Annotated in this window: 18 protein-coding genes; 13 read left to right on the top strand and 5 right to left on the bottom strand. The window is 71.8% G+C overall.

The genetic code is table 11. From position 1 onward, the window contains the following. Positions 1-39: 39 nt before the first annotated feature. From EDF64_RS04370 to EDF64_RS04360, 3 genes are all read right to left on the bottom strand, one after another. A complete protein-coding gene (locus tag EDF64_RS04370; RefSeq protein WP_133518842.1) occupies positions 40-1,287 on the bottom strand; it encodes a D-arabinono-1,4-lactone oxidase in 1,248 nt (415 codons plus the stop codon). 172 nt (positions 1,288-1,459) lie between these two features. Further along, complete coding sequence (locus EDF64_RS04365) at positions 1,460-2,938, bottom strand: MDR family MFS transporter (RefSeq protein WP_133518841.1); 1,479 nt, start codon at positions 2,936-2,938, stop codon at positions 1,460-1,462. A 129-nt stretch (positions 2,939-3,067) separates the two neighbouring features. Then, positions 3,068-3,349: an acylphosphatase gene (locus tag EDF64_RS04360; protein ID WP_166645593.1), complete on the bottom strand. Its 282-nt coding sequence runs from the start codon at positions 3,347-3,349 to the stop codon at positions 3,068-3,070. Between the two features lie 103 nt (positions 3,350-3,452). Here EDF64_RS04360 and EDF64_RS04355 point away from each other — a divergent pair, with 103 nt between their 5' ends. From EDF64_RS04355 to EDF64_RS04325, 7 genes are all read left to right on the top strand, one after another. Then, entirely contained in the window at positions 3,453-4,172 is a 720-nt protein-coding gene (locus EDF64_RS04355; RefSeq protein ID WP_133518840.1) for an NUDIX hydrolase, read from the top strand. 7 nt (positions 4,173-4,179) lie between these two features. After that, positions 4,180-5,481, top strand: coding sequence for a quinolinate synthase NadA (gene nadA, locus EDF64_RS04350; protein ID WP_133518839.1), 1,302 nt, complete (start codon positions 4,180-4,182; stop codon positions 5,479-5,481). Between the two features lie 28 nt (positions 5,482-5,509). Beyond that, positions 5,510-7,129 carry an L-aspartate oxidase gene (gene nadB, locus EDF64_RS04345; protein ID WP_133518838.1) on the top strand — a complete coding sequence of 540 codons (1,620 nt, stop codon included), beginning with the start codon at positions 5,510-5,512 and terminating at the stop codon, positions 7,127-7,129. Next, positions 7,126-8,070 carry a carboxylating nicotinate-nucleotide diphosphorylase gene (nadC, locus tag EDF64_RS04340; protein ID WP_133518837.1) on the top strand — a complete coding sequence of 315 codons (945 nt, stop codon included), beginning with the start codon at positions 7,126-7,128 and terminating at the stop codon, positions 8,068-8,070. Before nadB ends, nadC begins: the two co-directional genes overlap by 4 nt. A 2-nt stretch (positions 8,071-8,072) precedes the next feature. Continuing rightward, on the top strand, positions 8,073-9,212 hold the full coding sequence (locus EDF64_RS04335) for a cysteine desulfurase family protein (protein WP_133518836.1): 1,140 nt from the start codon (positions 8,073-8,075) through the stop codon (positions 9,210-9,212). A gap of 100 nt (positions 9,213-9,312) precedes the next feature. After that, positions 9,313-9,579 (top strand): hypothetical protein, encoded by a 267-nt coding sequence (locus EDF64_RS04330; RefSeq protein WP_133518835.1) that lies wholly within the window; start codon positions 9,313-9,315, stop codon positions 9,577-9,579. Between the two features lie 239 nt (positions 9,580-9,818). Continuing rightward, positions 9,819-10,109 (top strand): hypothetical protein, encoded by a 291-nt coding sequence (locus EDF64_RS04325; protein ID WP_133518834.1) that lies wholly within the window; start codon positions 9,819-9,821, stop codon positions 10,107-10,109. Here EDF64_RS04325 and EDF64_RS04320 read toward each other — a convergent pair. Beyond that, a complete protein-coding gene (locus tag EDF64_RS04320) occupies positions 10,069-10,545 on the bottom strand; it encodes an MSMEG_6728 family protein (protein ID WP_133518833.1) in 477 nt (158 codons plus the stop codon). The genes EDF64_RS04325 and EDF64_RS04320 overlap by 41 nt on opposite strands. An 88-nt stretch (positions 10,546-10,633) precedes the next feature. Here EDF64_RS04320 and EDF64_RS04315 point away from each other — a divergent pair, with 88 nt between their 5' ends. After that, positions 10,634-11,230, top strand: a complete 597-nt coding sequence (locus EDF64_RS04315; RefSeq protein WP_166645592.1) for an NAD(P)H-dependent oxidoreductase — start codon at positions 10,634-10,636, stop codon at positions 11,228-11,230. 273 nt (positions 11,231-11,503) lie between these two features. On the opposite strand, the gene aroQ is transcribed toward EDF64_RS04315, so the two are convergent. Continuing rightward, positions 11,504-11,947 (bottom strand): type II 3-dehydroquinate dehydratase, encoded by a 444-nt coding sequence (aroQ, locus tag EDF64_RS04310; protein ID WP_133518832.1) that lies wholly within the window; start codon positions 11,945-11,947, stop codon positions 11,504-11,506. A 138-nt stretch (positions 11,948-12,085) separates the two neighbouring features. Here aroQ and EDF64_RS04305 point away from each other — a divergent pair, with 138 nt between their 5' ends. The 5 genes from EDF64_RS04305 to EDF64_RS04285 all read left to right on the top strand — a co-directional run bounded on the left by EDF64_RS04305 (position 12,086) and on the right by EDF64_RS04285 (position 16,346). Beyond that, positions 12,086-13,756: a sodium:solute symporter family protein gene (locus EDF64_RS04305; RefSeq protein ID WP_133518831.1), complete on the top strand. Its 1,671-nt coding sequence runs from the start codon at positions 12,086-12,088 to the stop codon at positions 13,754-13,756. A gap of 35 nt (positions 13,757-13,791) precedes the next feature. After that, positions 13,792-14,121, top strand: coding sequence for a hypothetical protein (locus EDF64_RS04300; protein WP_133518830.1), 330 nt, complete (start codon positions 13,792-13,794; stop codon positions 14,119-14,121). 311 nt (positions 14,122-14,432) lie between these two features. Beyond that, positions 14,433-14,849: a VOC family protein gene (locus EDF64_RS04295; protein WP_133518829.1), complete on the top strand. Its 417-nt coding sequence runs from the start codon at positions 14,433-14,435 to the stop codon at positions 14,847-14,849. Positions 14,850-14,880: 31 nt separating this feature from the next. Then, positions 14,881-15,498 (top strand): DNA-3-methyladenine glycosylase I, encoded by a 618-nt coding sequence (locus tag EDF64_RS04290; RefSeq protein ID WP_133518828.1) that lies wholly within the window; start codon positions 14,881-14,883, stop codon positions 15,496-15,498. Positions 15,499-15,536: 38 nt separating this feature from the next. Beyond that, positions 15,537-16,346, top strand: a complete 810-nt coding sequence (locus EDF64_RS04285; RefSeq protein WP_133518827.1) for a DJ-1/PfpI family protein — start codon at positions 15,537-15,539, stop codon at positions 16,344-16,346. Positions 16,347-16,356: the final 10 nt, after the last annotated feature.

The following is a 16,356-nucleotide window of genomic DNA, read 5'->3' as shown; positions in this document are numbered from 1 at the left end:
GGGACGGTGCGGTCGCGACGGCGGGCCTGGAGGCGCGGGTCAGCTCCCGAGCACCCGCTCACCGAACGCAGACGCGAACGTCCGGTCCGGGTCGGCCGCCGCCACGAGGGCGCGGAAGTCCGGCAGCCGCGGGTACAGCTCGGCGACGGCGGCGCGGTCGAGCGAGCTCATCTTGCCCCAGTGCGGGCGCCCGCCGAGCGGGGCGAGCCGTGCCTCGAGGTCGGGCAGCAGCGCAGCGACCTCGGTGGGGTGCTTCTGCCACGTGAAGGCGATGCAGAGCACGTCCTCGCCCTGCGTCGGGCTGAGCCAGAACGGGTCTGCGGCCATGGTGCGGAGCTCGCAGACGTGCAGGTGCGGCTGGATGCGGTCGGCCATGCCCCGGACGGCCTCGAGCGCGGCGGCCGCGTGCCGGAGCGGGACGAAGTGCTCGCTCTGCACCTCGGACCCGTGGCTCGGCACCGACTGGATCGGGAAGTGCGGCAGCCGGTCCCACCACGGGCCGACGGACCCGTCACGCGCGGTGTGGTGGTCGTCGCCGGGGGAGCCCGGAAGCCGTGGTGCGCCGACGAGGTCGTCCGGCACGGCCACGTCGTCGGCGCCGTCCGGCACGCGGGACTTCAGCAGCACCTCGCCGATCTCGTCGCCGAACACCGTGTACGAGCACACCGAGTACGCGGCGGCGTGGACCTCGGCGACGTTCGCGGTGAAGGTGTCCCAGGGGATCGGGCCGTAGGAGTCCTGGCGCATCCGGTAGGTCGGCTCGACGTCGACGGTCACCCGGGTGACGATGCCGAGCAGCCCGAGGTGCAGCACGGCGCCGTCGAACGACGGGTCCTGCCGGTCGATCGTCCGCGCGGTGCCGTCCGGCCCGAGCACCTCGAAGGAGCGCACGGCGGTGCTGAGCGAGCCGAGGGTCGTGCCGGAACCGTGCGTGCCCGTCGCGATCGCGCCGCCGAGGGAGATGTGCGGCAGCGACCCCTCGTTGTGCAGGGCGAACCCGGCGCGGTCGATGTCCGGCGCGACGACCCCGTACCGGGTGCCGGCGCCCATCGTGGCGGTGCGCCGTTCGGCGTCGACGTGGAGGTCGGTCGGGATCGCGGTGAGGTCGAGCAGGACACCGGGAGCATCGGCGGAGTCGTTGAACGAGTGCCGGGTGCCGAGGCCGTGCACGCGGGGTTCGCGTGCGACGATCTCGGCCGCCTCGTCGATCGACGTCGGACGGAGGACCCGCTCGGCCGTGTAGGTGACCGTGCCGGACCAGTTCAGCTCGCTCGTCGTCGACCGCATGGCGTCCACGATGCCACGCGCCGCCGACGCCTGCGGCGTCCGACGAACCACGAAACCGACGTCGAACCAGGCACGCTGGCCGGTTCGACGTCGCTTCCGTGGTTCGACCCGACGATCGCGGAGCCCCGGCGATCGCGGAGCCCCGACGATCGCGGAGCCGCGACGACCGGCGTCAGTGCATCGACGGCGTCGGCGCGCCCGCGGGGACGTCCGGCTTGCGGACCAGCGAGGACGTCGCGATGCCGAACAGCGAGATCACCGCGCCGACCAGGAACGCCGTCCGCACGCCGGAGGCGGTCGCCTCGGCGAGGCCGTCCGCACCCGAGCCGGCGGTCGCGGTGGCTGCACCGATGGTCAGCAGCGTGACGAACAGCGCCGTCCCCGCCGCACCGGCGAGCTGCTGGGCGGTGCCGAGCACGGCGCTGCCGTGCGAGTACAGCCGCGGTGGCAGGCCGCCGAGCGCCGCGGTGAAGAGCGGCGTGAAGGTCAGGGCCAGGCCGATGCTCAGGACGACGTGTGCGCCGAGCACGAACCACACGCTGGTGTCCACGCCGACGGTGGAGAGCGCCCACAGCACGGCGCTGATGATGATCGACCCCGGGATGAGCAGCACGCGCGGTCCGCGGCGGTCGTAGACGCGACCGACGATCGGCGAGAGCAGCCCCATGATGAGGCCACCGGGCAGGAGCAGCAGGCCGACGTTCAGGACGTCGAGCCCGAGCACGCGCTCGAGGTAGATCGGCAGCAGGATCAGCGTGCCGAACATCGCCATGAAGCTGAGCCCCATCGCGACGATCGGGATCGTGAAGCCCTTCGTCTGGAACGTGCGCAGGTCGAGCAGTGCACGGTCGGCGCGCTGGAGTCGCGTCTGCCGGACGATGAACAGGGCGAGCGCGACGGCACCGACGACGAGCGCGGTGATCGGCACGACGGGACCGGTCGCGCCGGCCTCGCCGATGCTCGACAGGCCGTAGACGATCCCACCGAACGCGAACGCCGAGAGCACGACGGAGAACACGTCGAGCGGGGCCTTCCGCGGCGTGGACACGTTCCGCACCTTCACCATGCCGAGCACGAGGGCGGCGAGGGCGATGGGCAGGACGAAGCCGAACAGCCAGCGCCACGAGAACGCGTTGAGGATGAGGCCGGAGATCGTCGGGCCGATGGCCGGGGCGACGGAGATGACGATCGAGATGTTGCCCATCACACGCCCGCGGTGGGCGGGCTCGACGAGGGTGAGCACCGTCGTCATCAGGAGCGGCATCATGATCGCCGTCCCGCTCGCCTGCACGATGCGGCCGAGCAGCAGCATCGTGAAGCCGGGCGCGAGCAGCGCGATCAGGGTGCCGGCGGAGAACAGGCTCATCGCCCAGACGAACACCGGACGCGTGTTGAAGCGCTGCAGCAGGAACCCGGTGATCGGGATGACGACCGCCATGGTCAGCAGGAAGCCGGTGGTGAGCCACTGCCCGGTCGCGGCGCTGATGTCGAGGTCGTCCATCAGGCGCGGCAGGGCGACACCCATGATCGTCTCGTTGAGGATGACGACGAACGCGGAGACGAGCAGCAGCCCGATCACGAGTCGGGTCTCGCCGGGGGAGGGCTGCGAGACGCTCCCGGTGCGGGGTGCGGAATCGACGGCCTGGGTCATGCGGGGCTCCTGGTGGATCACGACTGGTGGAACGAGGGGGCGCAGGACGCGCAGACAGGGCAACCGCCTGAGTGGATTCGATTATTCCGCTTCGCACCGACATCCGCAGGTGAACGGTCGGTGCCGGGGTCAGTGCAGGATCGCGAACCCGTCGACGTCGCCGTGCGGCACCACCGGTCGGCAGGCCACGTCGGTCACCGTCGCGGACGGGGGACCGGTGCGGATCCAGGTCATGAGCGCGTCGACCGCCGGAGCCGGTCCCTCCGCCTCGACCTCGACCGTCCCGTCGAACAGGTTCCGCGCGTAGCCCGCCAGGTCCAGCCCGTCGGCCTTCCGCGCGGTCCAGTACCGGAACCCGACCCCCTGGACCGTCCCCGACACCACGGCGTGCATCCTCGTCACCGTCGTCATGCGCTCAATGTAGGCGCGCGGTCCGACCGGGAGTTTTCGGCGCTGTTTCGGTCTCGTGAAACCCGGTGATAGTGTCATCTCAACCCGAACACTTCGAGTCACCATGACACTATCTCCTGAACCCCACGAACCAGCCATCCGCGTCGCGGTCTCGACCGTGATCGTCGCGCTGCGCCCGCACCCGGACACCGGTGCGCCGGCGCTCTGGATGCCGCTCGTGCGCCGCGTCGCCGAGCCGTTCGAGGGCTCCTGGGCGCTCCCGGGCGGCTGGGTCCGACCGGACGAGGGGCTCGAGGACTCCGCCGCGGCACGCCTCCGTGAGACCACGAACGTGCAGCCGCGCTACCTCGAGCAGCTCTACGCCTTCGGCGACGTCGACCGCTCCCCGAGCCGCGTCGTGTCGATCGTGTACTGGGCCCTGGTGCACCCGGACGAAGCGTCGTCGGTGCCGGACGACTGGAACGTCCGGTGGTTCCTCGCCGACGAGCACCCGCCGCTCGCGTTCGACCACGACCGCATCGTGGACTACGCCCTCTGGCGGCTGCGCAACAAGATGTCGTACTCCCGGATCGCGCAGGCGTTCCTGGGGGACCGGTTCACCCTCGCCGAACTCCGCGGGGTGTACGAGGCGGTGCTCGGGCGAGCGCTCGACCCCGCGAACTTCCGCCGGCAGGTCGAGAAGACCGACGCGATCCTGCCGACCGACGAGACCACGAGCGGCGGGCGGCACCGACCGGCCCGGCTCTACCGCTCGAACCCCGACCTGGCCTACGCGGACAACGGCCCGCTGCAGACCGGCACCCCACAGCAGCGGAACCGATAGGAAAACCGTGTCCATCGCCACCACGATCGAACTGATCTCCAACGGCCAGGCGGCCGGCAGCACCTGCACGCCCGACCTCGCCGCGCCGACCTGGGACTTCGACTCCCGACCCGGCTACGGCCCCGGCTCGTCGATGTCCGACGTCATCCCGACCTCTGCGCCGCGCCAGGGCGTCCTGCCGGACGAGTACAAGCACGCACCGGTGGACGAGCTCCACGAGCGGATCGAGCGCGCGAAGGCCACCCTCGGCGACCGTGTCGTCGTGCTCGGGCACTTCTACCAGCGCGACGAGGTGGTCCGGCACGCCGACTTCCTCGGCGACTCGTTCCAGCTCGCCAACGCCGCCCTGACGAAGCCCGACGCCGAGGCGATCGTGTTCTGCGGGGTGCACTTCATGGCGGAGACGGCGGACATCCTCGCCCGTGACGACCAGCGCGTGATCCTGCCGAACCTCGCCGCCGGGTGCTCGATGGCCGACATGGCGGACATCGACAGCGTCGAGGCGGCGTGGGCCGAGCTCACCGCGCTCTACGGCTCGGAGCCCGACGCCGACGGCCGCGTGCCGGTCATCCCCGTCACCTACATGAACTCGGCGGCGGACCTCAAGGCGTTCTGCGGCCGGAACGGCGGGATCGTCTGCACGTCGTCGAACGCCGCGACCGTCCTCGAGTGGGCGTTCGAGCGGGGGCAGCGCGTGCTGTTCTTCCCGGACCAGCACCTCGGCCGGAACACCGCGAAGGCGATGGGCATCAGCACCGATCTCATGCCGATGTGGAACCCGCGGCTCGCCGGCGGCGGCAACACCGCCGAGGACCTCGAAGCGGCGAAGGTCATCCTCTGGCACGGCTTCTGCTCGGTGCACCGTCGCTTCACGGTGGACCAGATCGACCAGGCACGCCGCGAGCATCCCGGTGTGCAGGTCATCGTGCACCCCGAGTGCCCGATGGCGGTCGTCGACGCCGCCGACCACGCCGGCAGCACCGACCTCATCCGGAAGACCGTGGCCGCGGCGACCGAGCCCACCACGTTCGCGATCGGCACCGAGATCAACATGGTGAACCGGCTCGCAGCCGAGTACCCGCAGCACACGATCTTCTGCCTCGACCCCGTGGTGTGCCCCTGCTCGACGATGTACCGGATCCACCCGGGCTACCTCGCCTGGGTGCTCGAGGCGCTCGTCGACGGCGAGGTCCTCAACGAGATCGTCGTCCCCGCCGACGTGCAGGCCGACGCCAAGGTCGCCCTCGAGCGGATGCTCGCCGCGAAGCCGCGTCCACTCGCCGGCCAGACCGCACCCGCGGCCCGCTGACCGGTCCGCACCCCGGAAGGACCGCACCGTGCACGTCGTCATCGTCGGCTCCGGCATCGCCGGACTGACCGCCGCGATCCGCGCGAGCGCCCGACACGACGTCACCCTGGTGACGAAGGGCGCGCTCGCCGACAGCGCGACCGCGTACGCCCAGGGCGGCGTCGCGGTCGCGCTCGGGGCGGACGACTCGTCGTCCCTCCACCAGGCGGACACCCACGTCGCCGCCGCGGGCAGCGCCGACGCCCGCGCCGTCGAGGTGCTCTGCACCGACGGGCCGGCCCGGGTGCGCGACCTGCTCTCGCTCGGGGTGCCGTTCGACCGCACGGCGGACCCGTCGAGCCTCGACCGGTACGGCGACGACCTCGCGCGCGGCCGTGAAGCCGCCCACGGCCGGTGGCGCGTCGTGCACGCGGACGGCGACGCGACCGGTGCCGCGATCGAGCGCACCCTCGTCGACGCGCTGCACCGCCGGCACGTCACCATCCTCGAGCGCACCTGCCTCACCGACCTCGTCGTCCGCGACGGAGCGGTGGTCGGGGTCGACGTCCTCGACCTGCTCGCTGAACCCCGGCGCGTCGACGCGGACGCCGTCGTGCTCGCCTCCGGCGGCGCCGGCCACCTCTACCGCGAGACCACCAACCCGCTCGTCGCGACGGGCGACGGTGCCGCCGCGGCCTGGCGTGCCGGAGCCGTCCTCGCCGACCTGGAGTTCGTGCAGTTCCACCCGACCCGCCTCGCCGTCCCGGACGGTGGGCTGGTGTCCGAAGCCGTCCGCGGCGAGGGCGCCGTCCTCCGCGACGCCCGCGGACGCCGCTTCATGACGGCGGTGCACCCCGACGCCGAACTCGCCCCCCGCGACGTCGTCGCCCGGGGGATCGCACGTGCACTGCGCGACCAGGGCGGGGAACCCGTCCTCCTCGACGCGACCGGCCTGGACCCCGCGTTCCTCGTCCGACGCTTCCCCGGCCTCACCCGCGCCACCCGAGCGGCCGGGTTCGACTGGACCCGCGAGGGCGTCCCGGTGGCACCCGCCGCCCACTACGCGATGGGCGGCGTCGCCACCGACGCCGAGGGCCGCACGAGCCTGCCGGGCCTCCTCGCGATCGGCGAGGTCGCCTGCACCGGCGTGCACGGCGCCAACCGCCTCGCCTCCAACTCGCTCCTCGAGGGACTCGTCTTCGCGGTCCGCGCCGCGGACGCACTCGACGCACCGCGACCCGACCGGGTGCGCCTGCGCGGTGACGCGGGTCTCCACCCGACCACCGTGTGCGATGCGGCGGACGTGATCCGCGCCTCCAGTCCGACACTGCCTGGAGGCACGGATCACCGCACCGACGTCGCCGACGTCCGGCAGGCGGTCCAGTCCGTCATGACGGACCGCGTCGGGCTGTTGCGCGACGCGAGCGGACTCGCGAGCGCCCGCCGCGACCTCGCCGCCCTGGCACTGCCGGAGCCGACCGGGGTGCGCGACCACGAGGACCGTGCCCTGCTCGACCTCGCACGGATCACGGCGCTGGCCGCCGAGACCCGCACCGAGTCGCGCGGCGCGCACGCCCGCACCGACCACCCCGACACCGATCCGTCCGCTCCCGCGTCGTACGCGTGGGTCGCACAGCACGCACCCGTCCCGCAGGAGGTACCCGCATGACCGTCGCCGCAGCACCGACCGACACCGCACCGACCGACACCACTCCGATCGATCCCGCACCGATTGATCCGGGGACCATCGCGCCGCACGCCCTGCGCCGCGTGATCGAGACCGCGCTGGAAGAGGACGCGCCCTGGGGCGACGTCACCAGCGAGACGCTCATCCCGGCCGACGCCGTGGCCACGGCGACCCTCGGCGCACGGGAACCCGGCGTGCTGAGCGGTGGCGGGGTCTTCGCCGCGGTCGTGCACGCGGTCGACCCGTCGGTCGACGTCGTCCTGCACGTCCCCGACGGATCCTCCTTCGCGGCGGGCACCCTGCTGGCGACGGTGACCGGCAACGCGCGCTCGGTCCTGCGGGCCGAGCGGGTCGCACTCAACCTCGCGCAGCGCATGTCCGGCATCGCGACCGCCACCGCCACCTACGTCGCGGCCGTCGCGGGCACCCGGGCGCGCATCGTCGACACCCGCAAGACGACTCCCGGACTGCGGGCGCTCGAGCGCTACGCCGTCCGGTGCGGCGGCGGGCACAACCACCGCACCTCGCTGTCCGACGCCGTGCTCGCGAAGGACAACCACCTGGCGGTGCTGCTGGCGAGCGGGATCGGGATCGGGGACGCGATCACCGGCGCCCGGGAACGCCTCGGGCACACCGTGCACGTCGAGGTCGAGGTGGACCGCATCGACCAGATCGAACCCGTCGTGGCGGCCGGGGTCGACACGATCATGCTCGACAACTTCACCCCGGAGATGCTCGAGACCGGCGTCGGGATCGTCGCCGGCCGGGCGCTCGTCGAGGCCTCTGGCGGGGTGTCGCTCGACACCGTCGCCGCGATCGCCGCGACCGGTGTGGACGTCATCTCGGTCGGTGCGCTGACGCACTCGGCACGAGCGCTCGACCTCGGACTCGACGTGTCCGTGGCGGCGCCCGCCGGATCCTGACCGTGTTCTACCTCGACCGGGCCGCCACGACCCCCGTCCGCCGCGAGGTCCTCGAGGCGATGTGGCCGTACCTGACCGGCACCTTCGGCAACCCCTCGTCGACGCACGGGGTCGGCGACGCCGCCGCCCGGGGGCTCGCCGACGCCCGCGCCACCGTCGCCCGCGTGCTCGGGTGCCGACCGGGCGAGGTCGTCTTCACCACCGGCGGCACCGAGGGCGCCAACACGGCGGTCAAGGGCATCGCGCTCGCCGCACCCCGGGGGCGACACGTCGTCACGAGCGCCATCGAGCACGAAGCCGTGCTCGAGAGCTGCCGCTACCTCGAACGGTTCCACGGCTTCGACGTCACGGTGCTGCCGGTCGGCCCCGACGGCCGCCTCGACCCGGCGGTGCTCCGGGCTGCCCTGCGGCCGGACACCACGCTCGTCTCCGTCGCGCACGCCGACAACGAGATCGGCACCGTGCAGGACGTCCCGGCGCTCGCGGCCGTCGCGCACGAGGTCGGTGCGCGCTTCCACACCGACGCCGTGCAGTCGGCGCCGTGGCTGCCGGTCCGCCTCGACGTGCTCGGCGTCGACGCGGTGTCGCTGTCGGGGCACAAGCTCGGCGCCCCGAAGGGCACCGGCGTGCTCGCGGTCCGGGCCGGCGTGCTGCTCGAACCGCTCCTGCACGGTGGGGGACAGGAACGCGGCCGTCGCTCGGGCACCGAGGACGTCGCCGGGGCCGTGGCGGTCGCGACGGCGCTGGCGCTGGCGGACGCCGGTCGGGCCGCGTCCGCCGCGACGGCGACCCGCACCAGGGACGCCGTGCTCGACGGTGTCCTCGCGGCGGTCCCCGGGGCGTTCGTCACCGGGTCGCGGAGCGCGCGGCTCCCCGGGCACGCGTCGTTCTGCTTCCCGGGCGTGAACGGCGAGACGGTGCTGCTCGAGCTGGAGCAGCGAGACGTCGTGTCGTCGTCGGGGAGCGCCTGCGCGGCCGGCAGCACCGAGGCGTCGCACGTCCTCACGGCGCTCGGGCTGCCGGAGGACGTCGCCCGGACCGCGGTGCGCCTGACGTTCGACGCGGGCCTCACCGACGCGGACGTCCCCGTCGTCGTGCATGCCGTCGCCGACGCGGTGGGGGCGGTCCGGGCACTCGCCTGAACGAGCTCCTCACCCACCGAGGGTGTACTAGACGTTCTACTCCATGAGTGGGGACGTGTCCCCCCTTTTGCGGACCGGAGAAGTGCGTCAGAGTACTCACATGGCAAACGCGATGACGACTCGGGTCCGGCAGGAGGACCACTTCCGGGCGGTCCAGCTCCTCCCGGCACCCGCGACGGTCGTCGCGCTCGTCCTGGCCGCACAGCACGACCTCGGCACCGCCCCACTCGGGCTGATCGCCGTCGTCGGGGCTCTGGCGACCATCGGGAGTGCCCTGCTCCCCATGGTCCGACCCGCGGCGGCTCGACGGTCGATGCCCGCACCGACCGAGACAGACCGGTACCGAGAGGACACCGAACACCCTTGAGGACCAGCATCGACGGGACCGTTTCCCCTGCGGGCCCGCCGGTGCGACGACCGGACGCGACCCCCTGATCTGCGTCCGGCGCGGGGCACGACACCCCCTGATTCGTCGTGCCCCGCAGCACTTGTGACCCGTCGTGGGCGCGAGCGTCGCTGCCCCTGCGCGACGCCATGTCCCCCCGCAGCCCACGACGGGTCCGGTGCGCCACGGCGGTGCCGCGATCGCTGCACTACGGTGTGGCCGTGCCCTCGTACCGCGTGACCCTCGCCGTCGGCGCACTCGCCGCCGGCACCACCCCTGACGCCGTCCTGCCCGAGGCCGCACGGCTCGTCGCCGAGCTCACCGTGGTCGAGGCGAAGGACGTGCAGCTGCTCCGCGGCGTCCCCTGCGCCGTCATCCGGTACGACGCGCCGTCGGACGAGATCGCCGAGGCGGTCGCCGAGCACACCGTCGACGGACTCGCCGGTGTCGTCGAGGTCCGTTCCGCTGCCGTCACCCGTCGTGACGGGGCGCGGTGGACGCCCGTCCGCTGACCGGCCAGACGTAGTCGAGGTCGTCCGGCACGTCCGGGAACAGCGGCCGGTAGTGCTCCGGGGCCTTCTGCACGAGCTTCGACCGGTGCGAGCGGTGCACCGCCGGGTCCTCGTTCCACGCAGGCACGACGTAGTCACCGCGCTCGTAGGCGTCGAGGTCCTCCGGCACGAGCCCCAGGTCGGCCAGGGTCTTCTCCAGGCAGGTGTCCGCGTGGCCGCGCTCCGCCCACACCCGGCACGTGGCGTCCTGGTAGGCCATCAGCGCGGGGCGGTACCCGCGCCACATCGCGACCACCGGGTGGTGCTGCCAGCCGTAGTCCGGCAGGGTCAGCGCCCGCATGACCTGCAGCGTCTCGACCCGCTGCTTGCCGAGCCGCCGGTCGTCGAGCACCTCGGCCGAGGCGCGGAAGTCCGGGTACGGCAGGAACGTCTGCATGCCGCGGACGGTACGCGGGAGCGCTGGCACCCGACACATGTCGTCACAACCGCACCCCGCCCGTCGCCGTCGTGTGAGCATCGACCGCATGAGCGGAGAACTCGTCGTCGGTGTCAGCGGCAGCCCCTCGGACCCCTCGCGGACGTCCACCCTGGTGGCTGCGACCGTGGCGCGCCTCGGCCAGGAGATCGAGGGCTCCCGGACGGAGACGATCGAGATCGGGCCGCTGCTGGCCGACCTCGGGGCGGCGCCGTCGCGTGAGGCGATGTCCGACCGCACCCGTCACGCCCTGGAGACCGTCGAGGCGGCGGACGTCCTCGTCGTGGGCAGCCCGGCGTTCCGCGCCGCGTACTCCGGCGCGTTCAAGCTGTTCTTCGACTGGATCGGGCAGTACGACCTCGTCGACACCCCGGTGCTCCTGACCGCGACGGGCGGCAGCGACCGGCACGCCCTGCTCGTCGAGCACCAGATGCGCCCGCTGTTCGGCTTCTTCCAGTCGACGACGCTCCCCATCGGGGTGTTCGGCAACGAGCGGGACTTCACGAAGCGCGAAGGTGGCTACGACATCGCGAACGTCGACCTCGAGCTCCGGATCGACCAGGCTGTCCTGCGGGCGCTGCCGCTGATCCGCGGAGGCTTCGCGACCGCCGGCGTCGCCGACGTGCGTCGCCCCGCCGACTTCTGACCCGCGCGGGCCCGGCGTCCGCTCGTCGGAGGCCGATCCGCGCGTCGGAGGTCGAACCGCGCGTAGGAGGACGAACCGCGCGTAGGAGGTCGCGAATTCCGTCTCGCTACGCGCGATTCTTCCTCCCATGTCACGCGCGATGGGCAGGAACGCGCGAGCCCGGCGCGACCAGCTGACGGACTGGAGGCGCGTGGCGGCGCCGCCACGCGCCTCCAGTCCGGACCGACCCAGTCCGGACCGACCCAGTCCGGACCGACCCAGCCCGGCAGTGACTCAGCCCAGCAGGGACGCGACGTGCGCGACCGCCAGGCGGTAGCCGTCGGCGCCCGCGCCGGCGATGACCGCCGTCGCGGCGGTCGCGACGTGGTCGACGTGCCGGAAGGGCTCGCGCTTCCACGTGTTCGAGAGGTGCACCTCGACGACGGGGACCGACAGCGCCTCGACCGCGTCGTGCAGCGCGACCGAGGTGTGCGCGTAGGCGGCGGGGTTGATCACGACGCCGACGAAATCGTCGAGCGCCTCGTGCAGCCACTCGACGAGCTCGCCCTCGCGGTTGGTCTGCCGGAAGTCGGCCTCGAGCTCGTGGACCGCGGCCTCGGTGTGGACGATCGCCTCGATCTCGGCGAGCGTCACCGTGCCGTACTGCGTCGGGTCGCGTCGGCCGAGGATGTCGAGGTTCGGGCCGTTGAGGACGAGGATGCGCGACTGCTCGGTCATGGCGAGAGCCTACCGAGGGCGTCGGGGGCCGTGACGAGCTCGATGCATACCCCGGCTATGTGAACGGTCACAATCGGTGTAACGTCTTCGTCCGGGTCGGCGGAGTTGTCGACTGCAACACATCGACGGAGAGTGTCAATGGTTCTCGCGGCAGCGAACAACGGGATCCGGCTCGACTTGGGCTGGGTCGACTACCTGATGGTCATCGTGTACTTCGCGGTGGTGATCGGGATCGGGTTCACGGCTCGGCGGCAGGTCCGCACGAGCATGGACTTCTTCCTCTCGGGCAGGTCCATGCCCGCGTGGATCACGGGCCTCGCGTTCGTGTCCGCGAACCTCGGCGCGACCGAGATCCTCGGCATGGCCGCCAACGGTGCCCAGATCGGCATGGCGACCCTGCACTACTACCTCGTCGGCGCGGTGCCGGCGATGGTGTTCCTCGGGCTCGTGATGATGCCCTTCTACTACGGCTCGAAGGTCCGCTCCGTGCCGGAGTTCATGCTCCGCCGGTTCGGCAAGGCCCCGCACCTGGTGAACTCGATCGCGTTCGCGGTGTCGAACGTCCTCATCGCCGGCATCAACCTCTACGCGATGGCGATCGTCATCGAGGCCATGCTCGGCTGGCCCGAGTGGCTCGCGATCATCGTGTCGGCGGGCTTCGTCCTCGTCTACATCACCCTCGGCGGCCTCTCCAGTGCCATCTACAACGAGGTCATGCAGTTCTTCGTGATCATCGCCGGGCTCATCCCGCTGACGATCGTCGGCCTGCACCGCGTCGGCGGCTGGGACGGCCTCAGCAAGGCGATCGTGCAGACCCAGGGCGTGCAGCACCTGCAGGCGTGGGCCGGCACCGGCTTCGGTGACGTGACCAACCCGATCGGCGCGAACTGGCTCGCCATCGTCCTCGGCCTGGGCTTCGTGCTCGGCTTCGGCTACTGGACGACGAACTTCACCGAGGTGCAGCGCGCGTTCTCGGCGAAGAACATGTCCGCCGCCCGCCGCACCCCGCTCATCGCAGCGATCCCGAAGCTCTTCATCCCCGCGATCGTCGTCATCCCCGGCCTCATCGCCGCGGCCGTCGTCGGCAACCAGTTCGCCGACGGGTCGCTGACCTACAACGACGCGATCCCGAAGCTCATCCAGATGTACCTGCCGACCGGCGTGCTCGGCGTCGCGGTGACCGGTCTCCTCGCCTCGTTCATGGCGGGCATGGCGGCGAACGTGTCCTCGTTCAACACCGTCTTCACGTACGACATCTGGCAGCGCTACATCAAGCCGAACATGCCCGACGTGCACTACCTGACGACCGGCCGCTGGGTGACCGTCGCCGGTGTGCTCGTCGGCATCGCGACCGCGTTCATCGCCGCCCAGGCGTCGAACATCATGACGTACATGCAGACGCTGTTCTCGTTCTTCAACGCGCCGCTGTTCGCCGTGTTCATCCTCGGTCTGCTCTGGAAGCGGATGACGACGCAGGGCGCCCTCTGGGGCTACGTGCTCGGCATCGTCACGCCGACCATCACGTGGATCGCCTACCTCGTGAACCCCGACCTCTTCGCGACCGCGACCGCGGAGACCCTGTACGGCGCGATCATCTCGTTCGTCACCGTGCTCGTCGTCGGGTTCGTGGTCTCGATGGTCACGAAGCCGAAGCCCGAGAAGGAGCTCAGCGGCCTGGTCTACGGCATCGGGAAGATCGACCTGCACGGCGACTCGGTCGCGACGGACACCGCCTGGTACCGCTCGCCCGCGCTGCTCGGCACCGTCGCGCTCGTGCTGTGCGTCGTCCTCTACCTCCCGTTCCTCTGAGCCCCGTCCTGTAGATCCGAAGGAGATCACCACACATGAGTGACACCACCACCGGCATGACGGACGAGCAGAAGGCCGCACTCGTCCGCTCCACCCGCCGCCTCGACCTGCGCCGCATCCTCGGCGGCCTGTTCGTGCTCTACGGCGTCATCACGACGATCGTCGGCATCGTGCACTGGAACACCGACCCCGAGAAGACCGGCGGCATCCACATCAACCTGTGGGTCGGGCTCTCGATGCTCGTCGGCGGGCTGCTGTTCTTCCTCTGGGACCGTCTGAACCCGGTGCCGGCCGAGGACATCATCGGCCAGGCCGAGGCCGAGGCGCACCAGAAGGCAGCGGGCGAGGGGCGCGAGCTGGCCTGACCCGCGAGCTGCGCTGCGCTGCGCGCGCGGACCCGGAACGACGAGACCGCTGTCGAACGACGGCGGTCTCGTCGTTTCCGCGTGGCCGCAACTGCGAGCGTGCGCAACTCACGACGAGTTCGTCGTCGTACGACCACGATCGTGTCGTCTCGGCTCGCGTCGGTCGTGTGGGCACCGCCGGCCTGGAGGCACGGTGCGAGCCGGTCGCGTGACTCCGGCCCGTCTCGGTGACGGTTGACAGTGGTACCGGCGCGGAACGGTTGCGGAGCGGAGGGACGTGCGCCAGGTTGAACCTGACGAAAGGACCTCCCATGGACACGATGGTCTTCATCAACCTGCCGGTCGACGACCTCGAGCGTTCGAAGGCGTTCTACGAAGCGCTCGGCTACTCGATCAACCCGGACTTCACCGACGAGACCGCGGCGTGCGTCGTGGTCAGCGACACGATCTACGTGATGGTGCTGACGAAGGCGAAGTTCGCCGAGTTCACCGACAAGCCCATCGCCGACGCGGGCACGATCGAGGTGATCAACTCCCTGAGCGCACCGTCGAAGGAGGAGGTCCACCGCGTGGTCGACGCCGCGGTGATGTCGGGCGGTAACGAGGACCGGCCGGAGATGGACCTCGGGTTCATGTACCAGCGGAGCTTCACCGACCCCGACGGCCACCGCTGGGAGTACGTGTGGATGGACTCCGAAGCGATGCAGGACAGCCCTCCCGCGGAATGACGGTGTCGGCGGGGACGGCCATGATGGGGGGATGAGCCCCGAGCCCGTCGCTGCACCCGCGTCCGACCTCGTCGTGGGGGACGACGGGCTCGCCCGTCCGGTGTGGGCATCGACGGACCCGCTGCTCCGTGACTACTACGACACCGAGTGGGGGATGCCCGTCCGCGACGAGCGGGGCGTGTTCGAGCGGCTCTCGCTCGAGGCCTTCCAGTCCGGACTCTCCTGGCGCACGATCCTGGCGAAGCGGCCGGCGTTCCGTGCGGCCTTCGCGGACTTCGACGCCGACGCCGTGGCGCAGTTCGGTGAGGACGACGTCGCCCGGCTGATGGCGGACGCCGGGATCGTCCGGAACCGCGCGAAGATCCTCGCGACGATCACCAACGCGAACGCCACGATCGCCCTGCGCGAGGACGGCGGCCTGGTCGACTTCGTGTGGTCGTTCCGCCCCGCGTCGACGCCGGAGCCGCAGTCCTACGCCGAGGTCCCGACGAAGTCCGACGAGTCCGTCGCGCTGTCGAAGGCGCTGCGGAAGCGCGGCTTCGCGTTCGTCGGCCCGACCACGATGTACGCGCTGATGGAGGCGCTCGGCATCGTCGACACGCACCTGGTCGGCAGCCACCGGCGGGGGACCTCGGGCGTCTGGGGCTGACCGACACCGTGCTGGTCGGGCAGGGCTATGGTCGCGACATGAGCTCCGAGAACCCGCGCGTCCACCCCGTCCACCCGGTCGACGCCGACGTGGTCGAGGTGCCCGTCGACGCCGAGGTCCCGACGCCCGACCCGGTGGACGACGCCGACGCGGTCACGCCGGAGCACGGCCCGGACGAGATCCGGATCTCGTTCCTGCTCTTCCCGGACCTGACGCAGCTCGACCTGACGGGCCCGGCGCAGGTGCTGTCGCGGGTGCCCGGCGTGCGCGTGGAGTACGTCGCCGCCACCCTCGACCCGGTCCCGAGCGACTGCGGGCTCGCCCTGGTGCCGACGACGACCATCGACGGGGCGGGCCCCGCGGACGTGCTGGTCGTGCCGGGCGGGGACGGAGCGTTCGACGCGATGCTCGATCCGGCGGTGGTCGCGTTCGTCCGGCGCGAAGCCGAGCGTGCGACCTGGGTGACCTCGGTGTGCACGGGGGCCTTCGTGCTCGGGGCGGCGGGGCTGCTCGCGGGCAAGCGCGCGACGACGCACTGGGCGTCGAAGCCGATGCTCGAGGCGTTCGGCGCGCAGCCGGTGGAGGACCGCGTGGTGGCCGACGGGTCGGTCGTCACCGCCGCCGGGGTGAGCGCGGGCATCGACATGGCGCTGTGGCTCGCGGCTGAACTCGTCGGTCAGCCCGTCGCCGAGGCGATCCAGCTGCAGATCGAGTACGACCCGCAGCCGCCGTTCGACGCCGGGTCCGTGCTGCGTGCCGACACCCGTGTCGTGGCCGACGCCCGGGCAGCTGCCGAGGACGCCCGAGGCGCGCGGGTCGCACGAGCGGCCGCCGCCGTCATGCGCTGAACTCGTCGGT

Source organism: Curtobacterium flaccumfaciens, assembly GCF_004361695.1.
GTDB classification, from domain to species: Bacteria; Actinomycetota; Actinomycetes; order Actinomycetales; family Microbacteriaceae; genus Curtobacterium; species Curtobacterium flaccumfaciens_B.
The sequence above is the reverse complement of the archived record's forward strand: the minus strand, read 5'-3'. Positions and strand labels throughout refer to the sequence as shown.